Below are 20,208 nucleotides of genomic sequence, written 5' to 3' on the forward strand. Positions count from 1 at the left end.
GACAATCATTATCATTAAGCATAATTTGTTGCCCGATGTGTAGGAGGCCTCAGCAAGGACGCCCTCCCCCAACCTTCTCTTGCAACAAGGTGATTTCCATGACGGAACAAGTATCCACAGGCAGGTGCGACTCACCCCTCCTCCAGGCCTTCGTCGATAACCGGCTGATCCTGGTCAAGATCGCGGCGCGTATTACCGGCTGTCGCTCCCGTGCTGAAGATGTGGTGCAAGACGCCTACTTCCGGTTGCAATCGGCACCGACTATCACGTCATCGTTCAAGGCTCAGCTCAGTTACCTGTTCCAGATCGTGCGTAACCTGGCCATTGATCATTACCGCAAGCAGGCGCTGGAGTTGAAATATTCCGGCACTGAAGAGGAAGGGTTGAATGTGGTTATTCACGGGGCTTCACCTGAGACTTCGCACATCAATTTTTCTACGCTGGAAAACATCGCGGATGCGTTGACGGAGTTGCCTCAGCGCACGCGTTATGCGTTTGAGATGTACCGGTTGCATGGGGTGCCGCAGAAGGATATTGCCAAGGAGCTGGGGGTGTCGCCGACGCTGGTGAACTTTATGATTCGGGATGCGTTGGTGCATTGCCGCAAGGTTTCCGGGACCCATAGCGACACGTTTGCGCGGCGGGTTTGATTGGCTTTGCTCTGCCCTGCCCTGCTCTGCTCTGCTCTGCTCTGCCCTGCTGCTGAGTGCATATCCGTTATTTGGGTGATGGCTGATATGGGTTCCGCTCTTACAGCGGGTCACTTTTGAAAGGAGCCCAAAAGTAACCAAAAGGCTCTTGCCCCACCACTCGGCACCTCGCTCAGGCTCGGTGTTCCCTCACTCCGGTACTACTCCGCGGGCCGCCGCGACGGGGCGTCCCTGCCCCGTCGCGGCTAAACCGGCGCCCTGCCGGTTTACCCGCTCCGTACTACCTGCGTTCGGCCAGCGTGGTTTAACGGGGCGCCTAAGATCAAGATCAAAAGCAGATCAAGAACACAGCGGCCTACAGGCCGGCTTGAGTGGTGTGAAGCAAAGGCAACATCAAGATCAAAATCTACAGCGGGCACGGTCAAATGTGGGAGCTGGCTTGCCTGCGATGGCATCAACTGGGTGTACCTGAAAAACCGAGGTGTCTGCATCGCAGGCAAGCCAGCTCCCACAGAAAAGCAGACCTGCAGCAGTTTCAGATTTGGCTTTCGCTTTGGCTTTTGCTCTGGCTTCTACCACTCAAGCCGGCCTGTAGGCCGCTGTGCTCTTGCTTTTGATCTTGATCTGGCTCTGACTGCCCCAATAAGCCCGAGGCCGAACGCAGGGATTGAGGAGCGGGTAAACCGGCAGGACGCCGGTTTAGCCGCGACGGGGCAGGGACGCCCCGTCGCGGCGGCCCGCGGAGCAATGCCGGAGTGAGGGAACGCCGAGCCCTAGCGAGGCGCCGACAGGCGGGGCAGAGCCCTTTGCTTACTTTGGGGCTTTTCCAAAGTGAGTCGCTGTAAGAGCGAAACCATATTCAGCCGTTACCTAAATAACGGATATGTACACACTCAAACCAACCCACACCGCTCAAAAAACCGCTCCCGCCCCAGGATCATCAACGCCGCCCGCTTATGCGGAAAATCAAACTCCTTCTCACAGTGGAAACACTGATTCTGCATATACCCAATCATCTTCCCGTTATCCGCCCGAGGCTCAGCCACCACCCGCTGCGTACGCGGATCATCCAGAAACAGGTAATGCACCAACGCCGACAACCAACTCGCTACCTTGTGCGGCCCCCGGTGATGCTCTTCCCCCACCAGCATATGAATCCCGCGATCGTAATCCGCCACGTCATAGAACGGCGCAATCCGATCCTCCTTGGCCCAATACGCCTCGAAATACGCAAACGGCTCATCATCGAAACAGCCGATCAACGTCAACGCATGAGGATCCGCTTCCAGCGTGTCCAGATACTCCCGATGCTGCTCAAGGCTGCCACTTTCCTGCCAGAAATTCGCCACGCGCGTGCTGTTCTGCCACCGATTAAACCGCGCCAGATCAACATCAATCTCCACCGTGCGCAGTGAAATCCACGCCCCCAACCGCGCATCGAACCGTCGATAAACCTCACCCCGAGGCTTCGGCGCACGGGCAGGATGACGCTTACCGGCGCTGATAATCATCTGCTGCGGATAAGTCCCCGTGAGGGATTGCCCCAGCCACGGTTGCGGCAATTGCCAAAACAACGTGCGTTCGCAATAAAACTGCCCGGCAACCTCAGTCGCCACCAACAGCCCACTGCGCAAGGCATCCTCCGGCACATGCTCAAGGCGCCAGGCCAGCCGCTGCCGCCCAGGCTCCCTGGCAAACAACCAGTAACAGGCCGCCCACAACGCACGGGCAGCCGGCACACTGCCGGGCTCCTGCAAGTGCACCTGCAGCTCATCGCCCCGCTCAAGGCGCAGGCGAATCAGCGGCTGCCCTTCAAGGGTAAGGCTCAGGCGCGTGTCAGTTTCATCAGCATTCAGGGCAGGCCCCGCCGGCAACGGCAGGGCAGACAGGTCATTCAGATTGGACATGGGATGGGCTCACGAATCGTCGACAGTTCAACAAGTGACGTGAGCCACGGGCAAAAATTTAGACGATCAGGGCACCGGCATCACATCAATGCGGTAAGGCTCGAAGATCTTCAACAACTGGCCATTGTCCCGCAACTGCTTGAGCAGCCCGGCGAACGCCGGCCCGGTGATCGGTGCCTTGGGCCGCAGCAATGCGTAGTGGTGGTACACCTGGTCAATTCGCTCGGACACCAGGAACTGCCCCGCCGTGTCGGCATTGCGCACCAGGAAATCGCTGAGGTAGGAGCGCGTCACCAGGGCGATGTCGGCCCGACCCCGGGCGACCATCAGCAGGTTGCTGTCGTGGGAATAGGTCAAGGTGGCGTTGAAGTGCTCCGCCAAGTACTTGGGGTCCGGGTTGAAATTGGCGAACGCGTAGTGATAACCGCTGAACACCGCCAGGCGCTTGCCGGCCAGGTCGGTGAAATAGGATTGGTCGCGGCCGGGCTCCCGCTGGGCGACGAAGATTTCGGCGTCTTCCAGGCCCATGTCGACCGCCGTATGGGGAATATCCTGCCAACCCCATTTCGGGTTTTCGAAGATCGCCATGTCGACCCGACCTTGCTGGAAATCGCGAAAACGCCGGGGAATCGAGGTGGGCACCAGCACAAACTGGTAGTCGGTTTGCAGCGCGTTCAAGGCTTCCACCAGTTGCGGCAGCAAACCGGTGTCGGCGCCCTGCTCCGGGCGCACGGTGTACGGCGGAAAATGCGCAGCACCGATCCTCACCAATTGGGCCGCCGAAGCCGGCATCAGCCACAGTGCGCCAAGCGCCAATATTGAGAGTCCTGCAGCCAATCGCCAAGGCGAAAACATCAAGGCACACACCGTCGAAAACTTTGATCCCGCTAAGCTAGGCGTTTTTGTCTATCGAGACAACTTTCTGCCACACAATTAATAGCTTGCGCGAACGGGCTAGTCAGCTTTCAACACCATCAGCAAGGCTTCATCGGCCAGTTGCTCCAGGGTCATGCTGCCCTGGGCACGAAACCAGGTGGTGGTCCAGGACAACGCGCCGGTCAGAAAGCGCCGGGTGATAAACACATCGCCCCTGATATAACCGGCCTCCTTGGCCTCTCCCAGCACCTGCAACCAGATGTCTTCATAAATATCACGCAGGGCCAGCACCTGGGCCTGGCCCTCGGCCGAGAGTGAGCGCCACTCGTACACCAGCACCGCCATGGCCTCGCCGCTGCCGCCCATGATCGACTGCAATTCGCAGCGAATCAGCGCCAGCACCCGTTCACGCACGTTATTCGCTTCGGCCAGTGAAGCGCGCATCAGGGCGGTGTTGTAGTGGATGGTTTCCTCCATCACCGCCCGCAGGATTTCGTCCTTGCTCTTGAAGTGATGAAAGATACTGCCGGACTGAATCCCGACCGCGCCGGCCAGGTCACGCACGGTGGTGCGCTCAAAGCCCTTGTTGCGAAACAGGTGCGCCGCGGTTTGCAGCAGCTTGCCACGGGCACTGTCGGGGTCGGTCAATTGGCCGGCGTCGACCATGGTGCGCATCACCCGCAGGGCTTTTTGCTCATCCATGCTGCTCTCCTTAACTTCTGATTACGTCTTGGCCGGCAATTTAGGCCGTGGCAGCCAACCAAGCAAGCGCTTGGGGCAAAGTTGTGACCAGAGTTTACAAACCAAGCGCTTGCTTGGTAGTCTCGACTCATCCAACCGGAGGAAGGACGCCCCATGAACAAGACGGTACGCATCGGCTGCGCCAGCGCCTTCTGGGGCGACACCTGCACCGCCGCTGCGCAGTTGGTGCACGGCGGCGCGCTGGATTACCTGGTGTTCGACTACCTGGCGGAAGTCACGATGTCGATCCTGGCCGGGGCACGGATGAAGGATCCCCAGGCCGGCTATGCCACGGACTTCGTCGACGTGCTGACGCCGCTGCTGGCGGATATCCAGCGCCAGGGCATTCGCGTGATCAGCAATGCCGGCGGGATCAACCCCCAGGCCTGCGCTGCCGCGTTGCAGGCGGCCTGCGACCAGGCTCGAATTCCGTTGAAGATCGCCGTGCTGCTGGGGGATGACCTGCAACCGCAGTTCAAGCAGTTGCACGGCATCACCGACATGTTCAGCGGCGCGCCGCTGCCGGCGATGTGCGTGTCCACCAACGCCTACCTCGGCGCGCCGGGCATCGTGCAGGCGCTGAAGCTCGGTGCCGATATCGTCATCACTGGCCGTGTGGTCGACAGCGCGGTGGTCAGCGCGGCGCTGGTGCATGAGTTCGACTGGTCCTGGCAGGATTACGACCGCCTGGCCCAGGCGGCATTGGCCGGGCATGTCATCGAATGTGGCGCCCAGTGCACCGGCGGCAACTTCACCGATTGGCGGGAAGTGCCGGACTACGAACACATCGGTTTCCCGATTGTGGAGGTCAGTGCCGACGGCCAGTTCACCGTCAGTAAAGTCGACGGCACCGGCGGGCTGATCAGTGAACTGAGCGTCGCCGAGCAACTGTTGTATGAAATCGGCGACCCGCGCGCCTACTTGTTGCCCGACGTGATCTGCGACTTCAGCCAGGTGAAACTCCAGCAGCAAGGCAAAAACCGCGTGCACCTGCACGGCGCCAAAGGCCTGCCACCGACCGACCAATACAAGGTCAGCGCCACCTACCCGGACGGCTTTCGCTGCACCGCCAGTTGCCTGATCGCCGGGATCGACGCAGTGGCCAAGGCCGAGCGGGTCAGCCAGGCGATCATCAACAAGACATCAGAACTGTTCAGCCAGCGCGGCTGGGCGCCCTACACCGACATCAACATCGAACTGCTGGGCAGCGAAGCCACCTACGGCCCCCACGCCCAACGCCAGGACTGCCGCGAAGTGGTGGTGAAACTGGCGGTGCGTCACCCCAACAAACAGGCGCTGGTGCTGTTCGCGCGGGAGATCGCCCAGGCGGCCACCGGCATGGCGCCGGGGCTTACCGGCATCGTCGGCGGGCGGCCCACGGTGTACCCGCTGATTCGGCTGTTTTCGTTCCTGATCGATAAAAGCGTCTGCCCATTGCAGGTCGATTTCCTTGGCGAACGGCATGCCTGTGAGTTGCCTGTCGCCGAACCGTTGAACACGTCAATCGAATTGATTGACCCGCCCAAACCCCAGGGTCGCGCCGACGCCAACGTGCCGCTGATCAAACTGGCCGTGGCCCGCTCCGGCGACAAGGGCAACCACAGCAACATCGGGGTGATCGCCCGCGACCCCGAGTACCTGCCGTGGATCGCCGAAGCGCTGACGCCCGAAGTGATCGTCGACTGGATGAGCCACGTGCTCGACCCGATTCACGGCCGCGTCGAACGCTGGTACTTGCCCGGCAGCCACAGCCTGAACTTCCTGCTGGAAAACGCCCTGGGTGGCGGCGGGATTGCCAGCCTGCGCATCGACCCCCAAGGCAAGGCGTTCGCCCAGCAACTGCTGGAAATCCCGATTGCCGTGCCGCAGCACATCGCCGATCAACTCACTTAAAGGACCCACGCCGTGGCCTTCGACTCGATCTTCAAAGCCGACCTGTTCCAGGGGCAGAGCATTATCGTCACCGGCGGCGGCAGTGGCATTGGCCGCTGCACCGCCCACGAACTGGCGGCCCTTGGCGCCCATGTGATTCTGGTGGGGCGCAAGCCGGAAAAACTGCAAACGGTGGCGGCAGAGATTGTTGAAGACGGCGGCCGCGCCAGTTGGCAGGCCTGCGACATCCGTGATGAAGAAGCGGTCAAGGCGCTGGTCAGCCAGGTTCTGCAGGAACACGGCCCGATTCATGGCCTGGTGAATAACGCCGGCGGCCAGTACCCCTCGCCGCTCGCGTCGATCAACCAGAAGGGCTTTGAAACCGTGTTGCGCACCAACCTGGTGGGCGGTTTCCTGATGGCTCGGGAAGTGTTCAACCAGTGCATGAGCAAGCACGGCGGGTCGATCGTCAACATGCTCGCCGACATGTGGGGCGGCATGCCGGGCATGGGCCACTCCGGCGCGGCGCGTTCGGGCATGGACAACTTCACCAAGACCGCCGCCTTCGAATGGGGTTACGCCGGGGTGCGGGTCAACGCCGTGGCGCCGGGCTGGATTGCCTCCAGCGGCATGGACACTTACGAAGGTGCGTTCAAGGCGGTGATTCCGACCTTGCGCGAACATGTGCCGCTCAAGCGCATCGGCACCGAATCGGAAGTCAGCGCGGCGATTGTGTTTTTGCTCAGCCCTGCCGCCGCGTTCGTCAGCGGCAGCACCCTGCGCATCGACGGCGCCGCCAGCCTCGGCAGCCGCGCCTGGCCGCTGCACAAGGCGCAACCGCCGAGCGCGTCCTTTAATGGTTTCCACCGGGCGTACGTGCCGGATGTGCTCAAGGAGGAGAAATAAGCCATGCCGGTGATCGACTCGCAACTCGACGCCCACAGCGTGCCATTCGCGCAGAACCGCGAAGCGATGCTCACAGGCGTCAATCAACTGCGCCAGTTGGAGCAAAACCTGCTGGCCAAGGCAGCTGAAGCCAAGGCCAAGTTCGACAAGCGCGGGCAACTGCTGCCGCGGGAACGCCTCAATTTGTTGCTGGACCCTGGCGCGCCGTTCCTCGAACTGGCAAGCCTGGCCGGCTACAAGCTGCACGACGACAAGGACGGCAGCGCCGCCGGCGGCGGGTTGATCGCCGGTATCGGCTACGTCAGCGGCGTGCGTATGCTGGTGGTGGCCAATAACAGCGCGATCAAGGGCGGGACCATCTCCCCTTCGGGCCTGAAAAATCCCTGCGTCTGCAACAGATCGCCATGGAAAACAAACTGCCCGTCGTGACCCTGGCGGAAAGCGGCGGCGCCAACCTCAACTACGCCGCCGAGATTTTCGTCGAAGGCGCCCGCAGCTTCGCCAACCAGGCGCGGATGTCGGCCATGGGCCTGCCTCAGATCACCGTGGTGCATGGCTCGGCCACGGCGGGCGGCGCGTATCAGCCAGGGCTTTCGGATTACGTGGTGGTGGTGCGCGGTAAAGCCAAACTGTTTCTGGCCGGCCCGCCACTGCTCAAGGCCGCCACCGGCGAAATCGCCACCGACGAAGCGTTGGGCGGCGCCGAAATGCACGCACAAACCGCCGGCACCGCTGAGTACCTGGCGGAAAACGACGCTGACGGTGTGCGCATCGTGCGCGAGATCGTCAGCCTGTTGCCGTGGGATGACCGTTTGCCGGTCGTGCAAAAACGCGCGTATGCCGAGCCGCTGTACCCGATTGAAGAGCTGCTGGGGCTGATCCCCGACGACCCGAAAAAGCCCTACGACGTGCGGGAAATCCTGGCGCGACTAGCGGACGGTTCCAACTTCCTCGAATTCAAGGGCGAGTTCGACCCACACACCGTCTGCGGCCACCTGCATATCCAGGGCCGCGCTTGCGGTTTTATCGGCAACAACGGGCCGATCACGCCGAAGGGCGCGAGCAAGGCCGCGCAATTTATCCAGCTGTGCGACCAGAGCCAGACGCCACTGCTGTTCTTCCACAACACCACCGGCTTCATGGTGGGCACCGAGTCGGAACAGCAAGGCGTGATCAAGCACGGTGCGAAGATGATCCAGGCGGTGGCCAATGCCCGGGTACCGAAGCTGACCATCGTCGTCGGCGGCTCCTACGGCGCCGGCAACTACGCGATGTGCGGCCGAGGCCTCGACCCGCGTTTTATCTTCGCCTGGCCCAACAGCCGTACCGCCGTGATGGGCGGCGCCCAGGCCGGCAAGGTGCTGCGGATCGTCACCGAGGCCAAGCAATTGAAAGACGGCCTGGTGCCTGATCCCAAGGTGCTCGACATGCTCGAACAGGTCACCGCCCAGAAACTCGACAGCCAGTCCACCGCGCTCTACGGCAGTGCGAACCTGTGGGACGACGGGCTGATTGATCCACGGGACACCCGGACCTTGCTGGGGCTTCTGCTGGACATCTGCCATGAGGCCGAAGTGCGGCAGTTGCAGCCCAACAGCTTTGGTGTGGCGCGGTTCTAAACCTTCAGGAGAACAATAAAAATGATCTTCACCCAGGAACACGAAGAATTGCGCCGCACCGTCCGCGGCTTTGTCGAGCGCGAGATCAACCCGCACGTGGATGAATGGGAAAAGGCCGGGCGCTTCCCGATCCACGAGATCTTCCGCAAGGCCGGTGACCTCGGATTACTGGGCATCTCCAAGCCGGAAAAATTCGGCGGCATGGGTCTCGATTACAGCTATTCCATCGTCGCCGCCGAAGAGTTCGGCAGCATCCGTTGCGGCGGCATCCCCATGTCCATCGGCGTGCAAACCGACATGTGCACCCCGGCCCTGGCCCGCTTCGGCTCCGATGAACTGCGCGACGAATTCCTGCGCCCGGCCATCAGCGGCGAACAGGTAGGCTGCATCGGCGTCTCGGAAACCGGCGCCGGCTCCGACGTGGCCGGGCTGAAAACCCATGCCCGCAAGGACGGCAGCGACTACGTAATCAACGGCAGCAAGATGTGGATCACCAACTCGCCGAGTGCCGACTTTATCTGCCTGCTGGCCAACACGTCGGACGACAAGCCGCACATCAACAAGTCACTGATCATGGTGCCGATGAACACCCCCGGCATCAGCGTCAGCCCGCCCCTGGAAAAACTCGGCATGCACAGCTCGGAAACCGCCCAGGTGTTTTTCGACGACGTGCGCATCCCCCAGCGCAACCGCATCGGCCATGAAGGCGCGGGGTTCATGATGCAGATGTTGCAGTTCCAGGAAGAGCGGCTGTTTGGCGCGGCCAATATGGTCAAGGGCCTGGAGTACTGCATCGACAGCACGATCGAGTACTGCAAGGAGCGCAAGACCTTCGGCAAGGCATTGATCGACAACCAGGTGATCCACTTCCGCCTGGCCGAACTGTCCACCGAGATCGAGTGCCTGCGGGCGCTGGTGTACCAGGCCACCGAGCAGTACATCAAGGGCCAGGACGTGACGCGCCTGGCCTCCATGGCCAAGCTCAAGGCCGGGCGACTGGGTCGGGAAGTCAGCGACAGTTGCCTGCAATACTGGGGCGGCATGGGATTCATGTGGGACAACCCGGTGGCCCGGGCTTATCGGGATGTGCGGCTGGTGTCGATTGGCGGGGGGCGGACGAGATCATGCTGGGGATCATCTGCAAATTGATGGGCACCCTGCCGGGGAAAAAGTCGTGAACACGTTGCTGCTGGAGCCGCACAACGGGGTGTTGCATGTGACCCTCAACCGGCCCGACAGCCGCAATGCCATGAGCTTGGAGATGGTCGAGGAACTGCGCGCGGTGCTGGCGGATGTGGCTGGGGACCAGAGCGTACGGGCGCTGGTTATCAGTGGCGCGGGAGGGCATTTTTCGGCGGGCGGGGATGTGAAGGACATGGCTCGCGCGGGGGCCGCGGGTGGCTTGCAGGTTTTGAACCGGGCGTTTGGCACGCTGTTGCAGGAGGTTGAGGCGCTGCCGCAGGTGGTGATCGTGGTGCTGCAAGGGGCGGTGTTGGGCGGTGGGTTTGGGCTGGTGTGTGTCAGTGATGTGGCGATTGCGGATCATCAGGCGCAGTTCGGGTTGCCGGAGACCAGCCTGGGGCTGCTGCCGGCGCAGATTGCGCCGTTTGTGGTGAAGCGCGTTGGGTTGACTCAGGCTCGGCGGCTGGCTTTGACCGCGGCGCGGTTTGATGGGGTTGAGGCGCAGCGGTTGGGGTTGGTGCATTTTGTGGAGCACGATTCGCAGGCGTTGGCGGAGCGGGTGGATGAGGTGTTGGGGCAGGTTTTGCGGTGTGCTCCGGGGGCTAATGCGCGGACCAAGGCGTTGGTGTTGGCCAGTGGTGAGCAGGCTTTGGGGCCTTTGCTGGACCAGGCTGCCGAGTGGTTTGCCGAGGCGGTGGGTGGTGAGGAAGGGATTGAGGGGACACAGGCTTTTGTGCAGAAGCGTAAGCCGGGGTGGGCGCGATGAATCGGGGGCATATCCGTTATTTGGGTGATGGCCGCTATTGGTTCCGCTCTTACAGCGGGTCACTTTTGAAAAGCCCAAAAGTAACCAAAAGGCTCTTGCCCCACCACTCGGCACCTCGCCTAGGCTCGGTGTGCCCTCACTCCGGCTTTGGACCGTGGGCCGCCGCGATGGGCCATCCTTGGCCCAGCGCGGCTAACCCGGCGTCCTGCCGGGTTACCCACGCTCCAAAGCCTGCGTTCGGCCAGCGTGGTTTAACGGGGCGCCTAAGATCAAGATCAAAAGCAGATCAACAGCACAGCGGCCTACAGGCCGGCTTGAGTGGTGTGAAGCAAAGGCACCATCAAAATCCAAAGCGAGCACGCTCCCCTGTAGGAGCTGGCTTGCCGGCGAAGGTGGTTAACGATGACGTGGGCATCCTGATTCAACGCGGCGCTCTCAGGTTCTTCGCCGGCAAGCCGGCTCCTACAGAAAAGCGGCTCTGCTTTTGCTGTGGCTTCTACCACTCAAGCCGGCCTGTAGGCCGCTGTGCTGTTGCTTTTGATTTTGATCTGACTGCCCCATTCAGCCCGAGGCCGAACGCAGGTGGTGCGGAGCGGGTAAACCGGCAGGACGCCGGTTTAGCCGCGCTGGGCCAAGGATGGCCCATCGCGGCGGCCCGCGGAGCAGCGCCGGAGTGAGGGAACGCCGAGCCTAGGCGAGGCGCCGACAGGCGGGGCAGAGCGTTTTGGTTACTTTGCCGCTTTTGCAAAGTGACCCGCTGTAAGAGCGGAACCAATAGCAGCCGTTACCGCAGGAATGGATATGTACACGGTAAACGCCAACCCAAGGGATCACTCATGTTCAACAAAATCCTGATCGCCAACCGTGGCGAAATCGCCTGCCGCATCCAGCGCACCGCCCAAGCCCTGGGCTACCGCACAGTAGCGGTCTACAGCGACCCCGACGCCAACAGCCTGCACGTCCAGATGGCCGACGAAGCCGTCAACATCGGCCCCGCCCCGGTCAACCAGTCCTACCTGAACATCGACGCCATCCTCGAAGCCGCCCACCGCACCGGTGCCGACGCCATCCACCCAGGCTACGGCTTCCTCTCCGAAAACCCCGACTTCGCCCGAGCCTGTGCAACAGCTGGCCTGACCTTCATCGGCCCCAGCCCCGAAGCCATCGAATTGATGGGCAGCAAACGCCTCTCGAAAATCGCCATGCTCAACGCCGGCGTCCCCTGCATCAAAGGCTACCAGGGCCCCGACCAGGACGACCCTACCCTGCAACAACACGCCACCCACATCGGCTACCCCCTGATGATCAAAGCCAGCGCCGGCGGCGGCGGTCGTGGCATGCGCCTTGTGCACAGCCCCGACACCCTGCTGGAACACCTGCGCACCGCCCGCTCCGAAGCGCAAAATGCCTTCGGCAGCGCCGAACTGATCCTCGAACAAGCCTTGATCGACCCACGCCACGTCGAAATCCAACTGTTCGGCGACACCCATGGCAACCTGATCTACCTCGGCGAACGCGACTGCTCGATCCAGCGCCGCCATCAAAAAGTCATCGAAGAAGCCCCCTGCCCCGTCATGACCCCCGAGCTGCGCCAGGCCATGGGCGAAGCCGCGCTCAAGGCCGCCCGCGCCGTCAGTTACGTCGGCGCCGGCACGGTCGAATTCCTGCTCGACCGCAACGGCACCTTCTACTTCCTGGAAATGAACACTCGCCTGCAGGTCGAACACCCGGTCACCGAACTGATCACCGGCCTCGACCTCGTCGCCTGGCAACTGCACATCGCCGCCGGCCAGCCCCTGCCCTTGCGCCAGGAACAAGTCACCCTCAGCGGCCACGCCATGGAAGTGCGCCTCTACGCCGAAGACCCGGCCCAGGGCTTCCTGCCGCAAACCGGCGACGTGCTGCGCTGGGAACCGGCAGCCAATGTGCGCCTCGATCATGGCGTGCTCGAAGGCCAGCGCATCACGCCGTTCTATGACCCGATGCTGGGCAAGATCATCGCCCACGGCGCTACCCGCGAAGAGGCTCGGCGCAAGTTGGTACGGGCGGTGGAAGACTGCGTGCTGCTCGGCGTTTCCACCAACCAGCGCCTGCTGGCCAGCCTGCTCACGCACCCGCAATTTATCGCTGCAGACTTCAGCACCGGCTTTATTGCCGAACACTTCAGCGAAATCGCTCGCACCAAAGCGACCGACGATGAACTGGCGCTGGCCGCCGCCCTGTTTTATCACCACAGCGCCAGCGCTCATGCCACGCCGCTCTCCGGCTGGCGCAACAACGCCAGCGTGCCGTGGACCTGGCAGTTGGCCGAACAGGATCAGCCCCGCACAGTCAGCCTCAGTGTGCTGGGAGACAACTGCCTGCACGTCGAGCTTGACCGGCACGCCATCGACGTACGCGACCTCACCACCGACGGACGCTGGGCCACCGCCGTTCTCAACGGCATTCGCCGTCGCACCGCGTACCACTTGCAAGGCACCCGGCTCTGGCTGCCTGGCGTGCGCATCGATAACCGCACCCAGGCCGTTGCCACCCGCCAGGCCGAGGCCGGCAACGGCACGGTCAAGGCGCCGATGGATGGGGCAATTGTCGAAGTTCGGGTCAGCGAAGGTGATTCGGTCAGCAAGGGCCAGCTGTTGCTGGTGCTGGAGGCGATGAAAATGGAGCACCCACTCAAGGCCGGCATGAGTGGCGTGGTCAAGCGGATCCAGGCGGTTGCGGGAGATCAGGTGAGGAACCGTCAGATTTTGCTGGAGATCGAGTAACCCCTGGGCGGAACTAGCAGGCTTGGCTACGCTCTATCCCCATCAGGACGGGAAGAGTACGGGAACCTGCGATGCCTCATTGGCTGATTATTGATCTTGAAGCCACAACGGATGAAGGCGGCTGGCCCGTGACCGAGATGGAAATCATCGAAATCGGGGTGAGCCTGGTCAACCGCCAGGGCCGTGAGCTGGACCATTTCCAGCGTTTCGTGCGGCCGTTGCGCAGGCCGTTGCTGACGCCGTTCTGCCGCCAGTTGACCCACATCACCCAGGCGAATATCGATGCTGCCGCGCCATTGAATGACGTGTGGCCGTTGTTCGAACGCTGGCTCGGCCAACACCAGGCACGCCTGGAAGGCTGGGCGAGCTGGGGCGACTATGACCGCCAGCAACTGGAACTGGAGTGGCAGCGCCATGGCTTGAGCAGCGTGCTGGGCCAGACGCCTCACGTGAACCTCAAGCAGCGCTTCGCCAAGGCCCGGCGCCTGGACAAGCCGCTGGGGCTCAACGGCGCGCTGCAACTGGCGGGTATGCAGTTCCACGGCCAACAGCACCGCGCGCTGGAAGATGCGCGCAATACCGCACGGCTGCTGCCGTTGATTTTGCCCGTGTAGAAGGCATACTGGCCGACCTTTCTTGACCCTTTTCCGAGGATTCGCCCATGTTTAAAGTCAACGAGTACTTCGACGGCACCGTCAAGTCGATCGCTTTCGGCACTGCAGAAGGTCCGGCGACCATCGGCGTCATGGCCCCGGGTGAATACGAGTTCGGTACCGCCCAGCGTGAAATCATGCACGTGGTGTCAGGCGCACTGACCGTCAAGCTGCCAGACAGCACCGACTGGGAAACCTTCGCCGCCGGCAGCCAGTTCAACGTGCCCGCCAACAGCAAGTTCCAGCTGAAAGTCGCCGTCGACACCGCCTACCTGTGCGAATACCGCGGCTAAACGTTCGATAGCCGAAAAAAAATGCCCGTCTCGCGAGAGACGGGCATTTTTTATTGCACGGGCGGTTACTCGAGGATCGTCACCGGCATGCCGACTTCCAGGCGACCCACGCCATCGTTGACCAGGTTCTGCCCGAACATCACATCACCCTCTTGTTCGCGGTAGGTCTTGAGCGTGGCCAAGGGTTCGCGGTCGGCACTGCGCTCGCCGCTCGCCGGGTCAATGGTGGTCAGGATGCAGCGTGAGCAGGACTTGACCACCCGAAACTCCACATCGCCGATTCGCACGCGTTTCCAGCCATCTTCGGCAAAGGCTTCGCTGCCCTCGATCACCAGGTTGGGACGAAAGCGCAGCATCTCCATGGGCCGGCCGACCCGCCGGGACAGGTCATCCAGGGACGCCTGGCCAATCAGCAGCAACGGAAAGCCATCGGCAAACGCGACCTTGTCATCATCCTTGCCGTAACCGGCCTCGGTAGTGCGCGCACGCGCCAGCGGCACTTGCACCAGGCGTGTGGGTTTGCCGATGAATTCGCTGAGCCAGGCACCTGCTGCATCACCGGCATCCGGCACGCGCAAGGTGTCGCGCCAGATGGTCACACCGCGCAACTCGGCATCGCTGCCGGGCAGTGGCACGTCGAGGGCGGGCAGCCCTTCGGCGCTCAACGTCAGGCCACCGACGCTGTTCCACAGCGCCGACAACTGGCTCATTTTTGCCACCGCCCGCTGGGTCAGGAAACGCCCGCTGGCTTCGTCCACCAACATCCAGCGTCGATCCCCGTCAAGCCCGAGTGCATCAAGGCCGATCTGCTGCAAGGTTTCACCCTTGCCAGACTTCAAGGGGTATCGGTACAACGCGCTGAGACGAAGCATGGGCCTGCATTCCTGAGGGACAAAGCCGTCACCCTAAGCTCAAGCCGGGACTTCGTCCAGCATCAGACGCTGACGAACCACGTCCACCAACTTGTCAGGCTGGAACTTGGAGAGGAAGTTGTCGCAACCGACCTTCTTCACCATCGAATCGTTGAAGCTGCCGGACAACGAGGTGTGCAATACCACGTACAGGCTGCGCAGGCGTGGGTCGTTGCGAATCTCGGTGGTCAGGCGGTAGCCGTCCATCTCGGGCATTTCGGCGTCGGTGAAGATCATCAACAGTTTGTCGGTCATCACCTGGCCACTGTCGGCCCAGGCCTTGAGCATGTTCAGGGCCTTGAGGCCGTCGCTGGCAATGTGCATTTTCACCCCCAGTTGGCCGAGGGTGTCACGCAGTTGCGAGAGGGCCACGTTAGAGTCATCCACCAGCAGCACTTCGCGGCCACGGGCACGCTCCAGCACCGGGTCTTCGAGTTTCTCGCGGGAGACCTTGGCGTTGTAGGGCACGATTTCGGCGAGGACTTTTTCCACGTCGATGATTTCCACCAACTGGTCATCGACCTTGCTGATGGCCGTCAGGTAATGCTGGCGCCCGGCACTGGCCGGTGGTGGCAGGATCGCCTCCCAGTTCATGTTGACGATGCGGTCTACGCCACCGACCAGGAAGGCCTGCACCGAGCGGTTGTATTCGGTGACGATAATGGTGCTGTTGGGCCCCGGAATCAGCGGGCGCATGCCAATGGCCTGGGACAGGTCGATCACCGGCAGCGTCTGGCCACGCAGGTTGACCACGCCACAGACAAACGGATGACGCTGGGGCATGAGGGTCAACTTGGGCAGTTGCAGCACTTCCTGCACCTTGAACACGTTGATCGCGAACAGCTGCCGCCCGGCCAGGCGAAACATAAGGATCTCCAGGCGATTCTCACCCACCAATTGTGTGCGTTGATCTACCGTGTCGAGAATGCCGGCCATTAAAGACTCCTGGGTTGAGCGGATGGATAGTGCTGGTCACTGAAGGAGGTTATCGGCCGTAAATGCCGGACCTTGACCCCTATTAAAATGCCATGCAAATCCATTGATGTCACACTGACATCATGCTTTACTGAGCCAGCTTCAACGCAAGGCCCTTCACCACCGCCGCGTGACCACAAAGTCAGCGCGAGGTTCCCCCATGTAAGGGATTCCCCTATCCACAATCAGGACCAACCTGATATTCGCGATATCTAATAGCCATTAATGTGACGCCATTCTCATTGCATGAATGGAGTCAGGCTTTTGTTTGCTATCGCAAGCCCTCGGCCCACGGGTCGTCCACAGACTTATGTCTTGGCAACCGAAGAAGTTATGCGAATGGCCCTGAAGATGATGGGGGGTTCGGACGAGCGCGGGCGTCATTCAAATAAATGCCCTACTGAAAAGTCGGAACCAACCTACAGATCTTCGTCATATTTCAGCAGTACTTTTAAGCCATTCACCCGGTGCGACATCTCATTATCCGACCGTATGTTGTGGAGACTTGCATGATGAACGACGGCAAAGAGTGGCAACTTGCACTTCCCGAGTTCCTCCTTGAGGCTGAAATGCTGCTGGCCAAGTCCCAGGAATGCTTGAGCCACCTGCACTTGATCCGTAACGACAGCGACGCCATCGACTGCATGAAAAGCAGCCTGATCAAGCTCGCGGAAAAGTCCGACGCCCTTGCGCTGCGGGCCATCGGCGAATTTTCCCGGCATGTGCAGTACCTGATCGCCAATGCCGCCAGCCCGTTGCAACTACACGACGAGGCACTGGACGCGCTGAATGCTTGCCTGACCTTGCTCGCCTGGCAACTGGAGTTGATCGACGCCAAAACCGGCAAACTGGGCCTGGATGAAACGGAACAAACCGTGTTGATTGCCACTGTGGTGCAGCACATCCCGCAAAGCGACTTTGGTTATAAGCAACAACGCAGCATGCCTTACGCGATTTGAATATCCTTCGCATTTAACCGCAAAAAACGTCGTATTCAATGGCCGACATATCCAAAAACGACAGCAGCAACTAACCCTGCATGACGTCGTCGTTAGCAGAAAAATATCAATAAGCCACTAACGACAATACCGATACAAAACAACTTCAATGATACAACTCCCCGCCTATTTGAACTCCGGGACTACCTCCCGGGGCGCTGCCGTGATTAATAACCCTCATCCCGCTCGGCGAAAGGCGACCAACGGTAATAGTGGTGGTACCATGCCCCGCTCGAAGTGACTCAACTTCATGATGCATATAAACGTGAAATGCGCCTCCTATGTACGCCAGCCTGAAGTCACTCATCGCAAGGTCCGTGTCCCGAAGCAATGCACGCTGGATGACCCTCGCGCTATGCCTGTGCTCGTGCCTGCTCAGCCTGTGGGCTTATGCACACTCGGCCGATCTCCCTTTGGCCCTGCTGTGGATGAACCTGGCCACCCTGTTGGTGGTAGGCCTGCAACAGTGGCGCTCACGCAAGTCCATCAAGTTCCAGCCCCAGGAACTGGCCGACCGCCTGCTGCAGGTGCAGGAAAACGAGCGTCATCGCCTGAGCCGTGAACTGCACGACGATATCGGCCAGCTGTTGACCGCCGCCAAGCTGCAAAGTGAATGGCTCAAGCGTCGTTTGCCGGAAGACTTGCAGGGCCATTGCGCCGTGCTGTGCAACACCTTGAACGAAACCCTGGCCAAGGTGCAGGACGTGTCGGCCATCCTCAACCCCCGGCAGCTGGCGAGCCTGGGGCTGGAGGCGAGCCTGCGGGCGCACCTGCTCAAGACCCTGGAAAACACCCGGGTCAGCTGGAGCCTGGAATGCCATCAACGGCTGACCGGCATCCCGGAAGAGATGGCCGTCGCCGCCTTTCGGATTACCCAGGAAGCCGTCACCAACATGCTGCGCCATGCCCAGGCACGTAACCTGCTGGTGCGCCTGCAACGCCTGCCTGAAGGCCTGTCGCTGTTTATCAGCGATGACGGCCAGGGCTTTTCGCCCGCCATCAACCCCGCCCAGGAAGGCCAGCGGGGCATGGCCGGGATGTCCGAGCGGATTGATCAACTGGGCGGCACATTGTCCGTCAATAGCCAGCCAGGCTTTGGGACAAGGATCGAAGCGCTTTTCCCCTGGGCGCCCCGCGCCCTCGAACGGGCCAACCCCCATAAGGTTCTAGAGTGACGTGCAACTTACTCCTGGTGGATGACCACTCCCTGATCAGGGCCGGCGTGCGTGCGCTGGTCATGGATATTCCCGGCTACGCAGTGGTCGGCGAAGCCAGCGATGGCGCGCAGCTGCTGGAGCGATTCGACGCGCTGCAACCCGACATCGTGCTGCTTGACCTGTCGATGAAACACACCGGCGGCCTCGACGCGCTGAAGGAGCTCAAGCGCGCCTACCCAAAGAGCAAAGTGTTGATCCTGTCGATGCACACCGACCCGGAACTGATCATGTGCGCTCTGGAGTCCGGCGCCCATGGCTACCTGCTCAAGGACACCACGGCCAATGAGCTGGAACACGCGCTCCTGGCCTTGCGCAACAACGAACGCTACTTGAGCCCGGCCATTGCCCATACGGTGATCAACCAGGCGCTGGTGCGCAATCAGGCCCAGCCCAACCCGCCACCCCACAGCCACAACCTGACGGCACGCCAGCTGGAAATCCTGCGCTTGATCGTGCGCGGCAAATCCACCCGGGAAATCGCCAATGGCCTGGGCTTGAGCATCAAGACCGTGGAAGCCCACCGTTCGCAGATCATGAAGCGCCTGCAGATTTTCGATGTGGCGGGCCTGGTGTTGTTCGCCGTGCGCGAGCAGATCATCAGCCTGGACGATTAGTCAGCAACGGCGAATCCTCCGGCAAGTGCACCCGCAACGCCTGGGGCAAGGCCGAGAAATGCAGGTCGTCGCCCTGCAGCGGTTCGCCATCCAGGTTGATCGCCAACCCTTCGGCCACTTTGATTTCGACCCACGGCAACCGCGCCCGCACAAACATGTTGTCCAGGCCCCAGCCGTCCGTCATCAGGTTGCGCAGGGTGCCGACCACTTCCTGGGGCGCCGGCAATATGCTGATGTCCAGCAAACCATCATCGGCCAGCGCATCGGGGCACAACACATGGCCGCCACCGGCCTGGCGCCCGTTACCGATGCCCAATGCCAGCAACTCGCCACGCCAATGAAAGTCGGGCCCCTGCAATTCACCGTAGGCCGCGCGCAACTCGCTGAAACGTGACAGCCCGGTAAACAGGTACGCGGCGCCACCGAGGACTTTTTCAGGTCTTCGGAGGTGTTGGCGGTGACCTGGCTGCCGAACCCGCCAGTGGCCATATTCAGGAAGATCTGCCCGCCCACCTCGCCCAGGTCGATAGCCCGGGCCGGCACATCCAGCAGGTCCAGGGCCTGCTCAGGCTCCAGCGGCACGCCGGCGGCGCGGGCAAAATCGTTGGCGGTACCGAGAGGCATCAGCACCAGGCTGGCCTCGGTTTTGGCCCGGGCCATGGCCTCGGCCACATCCCGCAGGGTGCCATCACCGCCGCCGGCAATCAGCCGCGTATAGCCATCGGCCAGGGCCTGCTCGACAAAGCGCTGGGCATCACCGCCTTCCCACGTCACCCGCACGGCCAGTTCCCAACCCTGCTCGCGCTTGCCCTGCACCGCCGCCCGCACCTGCTCGTTGAGGGCTTGCTTGCCGTGCAGAATCAACAGTGCCTTGGGTGTGCTCATGGATGAATGCTCCTGGGTTTAAGGGTTCCTGAGGGATGTTGACCGTGACCAATCGAAAAAAAGCCATCGGGTGTAGAAATTAACCGGGATTTGTAGCGTTTCTGACACTGATCAACGTGCACTTCGCAAAATCGACCTAGACTTATACCCATCCTCCATCCGACAAGGCCGTCGCCCCATGATCACCATGTCCGCCTTCCACTCCATGCTCATCCCAATCCTGACCGGCATGATCCTCCTGGCCATCGGCTTCAACTTTCGCGACAAAGCCATTGGCGTGTTCGGCATGTGGATCGGCATGCTGCTGATCCTCGGCACCGTGGTGTACAAGATCCTCGCCAAACTCGCTGAATGACAATCTCACTCGCATTGCACATG

General features: G+C 61.4%; 16 protein-coding genes and 3 pseudogenes. 13 read left to right on the forward strand and 6 right to left on the reverse strand.

Going from position 1 to position 20,208, the window contains the following annotated elements:
- Positions 1-98: 98 nt before the first annotated feature.
- Positions 99-650 (forward strand): RNA polymerase factor sigma-70, encoded by a 552-nt coding sequence (locus tag JFV30_RS19205; RefSeq protein WP_076953019.1) that lies wholly within the window; start codon positions 99-101, stop codon positions 648-650.
- A gap of 893 nt (positions 651-1,543) precedes the next feature.
- On the opposite strand, the gene JFV30_RS19210 is transcribed toward JFV30_RS19205, so the two are convergent.
- The 3 genes from JFV30_RS19210 to JFV30_RS19220 form a co-directional block, all read right to left on the reverse strand.
- Complete coding sequence (locus JFV30_RS19210) at positions 1,544-2,557, reverse strand: GNAT family N-acetyltransferase (RefSeq protein WP_201124938.1); 1,014 nt, start codon at positions 2,555-2,557, stop codon at positions 1,544-1,546.
- Positions 2,558-2,623: 66 nt separating this feature from the next.
- A complete protein-coding gene (locus JFV30_RS19215) occupies positions 2,624-3,412 on the reverse strand; it encodes a substrate-binding periplasmic protein (protein WP_201124939.1) in 789 nt (262 codons plus the stop codon).
- A 99-nt stretch (positions 3,413-3,511) separates the two neighbouring features.
- A complete protein-coding gene (locus JFV30_RS19220) occupies positions 3,512-4,135 on the reverse strand; it encodes a TetR/AcrR family transcriptional regulator (protein WP_010166492.1) in 624 nt (207 codons plus the stop codon).
- 153 nt (positions 4,136-4,288) lie between these two features.
- Here JFV30_RS19220 and JFV30_RS19225 point away from each other — a divergent pair, with 153 nt between their 5' ends.
- The 8 genes and pseudogenes from JFV30_RS19225 to ppnP all read left to right on the forward strand — a co-directional run bounded on the left by JFV30_RS19225 (position 4,289) and on the right by ppnP (position 14,230).
- Positions 4,289-6,067 (forward strand): acyclic terpene utilization AtuA family protein, encoded by a 1,779-nt coding sequence (locus JFV30_RS19225; RefSeq protein WP_201124940.1) that lies wholly within the window; start codon positions 4,289-4,291, stop codon positions 6,065-6,067.
- 12 nt (positions 6,068-6,079) lie between these two features.
- The gene (locus JFV30_RS19230; protein WP_201124941.1) at positions 6,080-6,952 is read left to right on the forward strand and encodes an SDR family oxidoreductase; all 873 of its coding nucleotides are present in this window, start codon (positions 6,080-6,082) and stop codon (positions 6,950-6,952) included.
- Positions 6,953-6,955: 3 nt separating this feature from the next.
- A pseudogene (gene atuC, locus JFV30_RS19235) lies at positions 6,956-8,571 on the forward strand (geranyl-CoA carboxylase subunit beta).
- A 21-nt stretch (positions 8,572-8,592) separates the two neighbouring features.
- Positions 8,593-9,749 (forward strand): annotated as a pseudogene (atuD, locus tag JFV30_RS19240) (citronellyl-CoA dehydrogenase).
- Positions 9,746-10,519: an enoyl-CoA hydratase-related protein gene (locus JFV30_RS19245; protein WP_201124942.1), complete on the forward strand. Its 774-nt coding sequence runs from the start codon at positions 9,746-9,748 to the stop codon at positions 10,517-10,519. The pseudogene atuD and the gene JFV30_RS19245 overlap by 4 nt, the downstream one beginning before the upstream one ends.
- Positions 10,520-11,355: 836 nt before the next feature.
- Positions 11,356-13,284, forward strand: a complete 1,929-nt coding sequence (locus JFV30_RS19250) for an acetyl/propionyl/methylcrotonyl-CoA carboxylase subunit alpha (RefSeq protein ID WP_201124943.1) — start codon at positions 11,356-11,358, stop codon at positions 13,282-13,284.
- 71 nt (positions 13,285-13,355) lie between these two features.
- Entirely contained in the window at positions 13,356-13,898 is a 543-nt protein-coding gene (locus JFV30_RS19255) for an exonuclease domain-containing protein (RefSeq protein WP_169385869.1), read from the forward strand.
- A 47-nt stretch (positions 13,899-13,945) separates the two neighbouring features.
- Positions 13,946-14,230 (forward strand): pyrimidine/purine nucleoside phosphorylase, encoded by a 285-nt coding sequence (gene ppnP, locus JFV30_RS19260; RefSeq protein ID WP_003183665.1) that lies wholly within the window; start codon positions 13,946-13,948, stop codon positions 14,228-14,230.
- Between the two features lie 65 nt (positions 14,231-14,295).
- On the opposite strand, the gene JFV30_RS19265 is transcribed toward ppnP, so the two are convergent.
- Positions 14,296-15,102: an MOSC domain-containing protein gene (locus JFV30_RS19265; protein WP_201124944.1), complete on the reverse strand. Its 807-nt coding sequence runs from the start codon at positions 15,100-15,102 to the stop codon at positions 14,296-14,298.
- Between the two features lie 39 nt (positions 15,103-15,141).
- Positions 15,142-16,077 carry a chemotaxis protein CheV gene (locus tag JFV30_RS19270; RefSeq protein ID WP_008430676.1) on the reverse strand — a complete coding sequence of 312 codons (936 nt, stop codon included), beginning with the start codon at positions 16,075-16,077 and terminating at the stop codon, positions 15,142-15,144.
- A 551-nt stretch (positions 16,078-16,628) separates the two neighbouring features.
- Here JFV30_RS19270 and JFV30_RS19275 point away from each other — a divergent pair.
- From JFV30_RS19275 to JFV30_RS19285, 3 genes are all read left to right on the forward strand, one after another.
- Positions 16,629-17,075 (forward strand): hypothetical protein, encoded by a 447-nt coding sequence (locus JFV30_RS19275; protein WP_201126220.1) that lies wholly within the window; start codon positions 16,629-16,631, stop codon positions 17,073-17,075.
- Positions 17,076-17,395: 320 nt separating this feature from the next.
- Positions 17,396-18,289, forward strand: coding sequence for a sensor histidine kinase (locus tag JFV30_RS19280; protein WP_201124945.1), 894 nt, complete (start codon positions 17,396-17,398; stop codon positions 18,287-18,289).
- A complete protein-coding gene (locus JFV30_RS19285) occupies positions 18,286-18,945 on the forward strand; it encodes a response regulator transcription factor (RefSeq protein ID WP_010166456.1) in 660 nt (219 codons plus the stop codon). The genes JFV30_RS19280 and JFV30_RS19285 overlap by 4 nt, the downstream gene beginning before the upstream one ends.
- 1 nt (position 18,946) lies before the next feature.
- Here the strand turns inward: JFV30_RS19285 and yegS are convergent.
- Positions 18,947-19,830 (reverse strand): annotated as a pseudogene (gene yegS / locus JFV30_RS19290) (lipid kinase YegS); the annotation flags it as partial.
- Between the two features lie 178 nt (positions 19,831-20,008).
- Between yegS and JFV30_RS19295 the strand changes: the two are divergent.
- Entirely contained in the window at positions 20,009-20,185 is a 177-nt protein-coding gene (locus tag JFV30_RS19295) for a hypothetical protein (protein WP_010166452.1), read from the forward strand.
- The last annotated feature ends 23 nt before the right edge of the window (positions 20,186-20,208 follow it).

Origin of the sequence: Pseudomonas sp. TH32, from assembly GCF_016650855.1 — a bacterium.
Taxonomy (GTDB): domain Bacteria; phylum Pseudomonadota; class Gammaproteobacteria; order Pseudomonadales; family Pseudomonadaceae; genus Aquipseudomonas.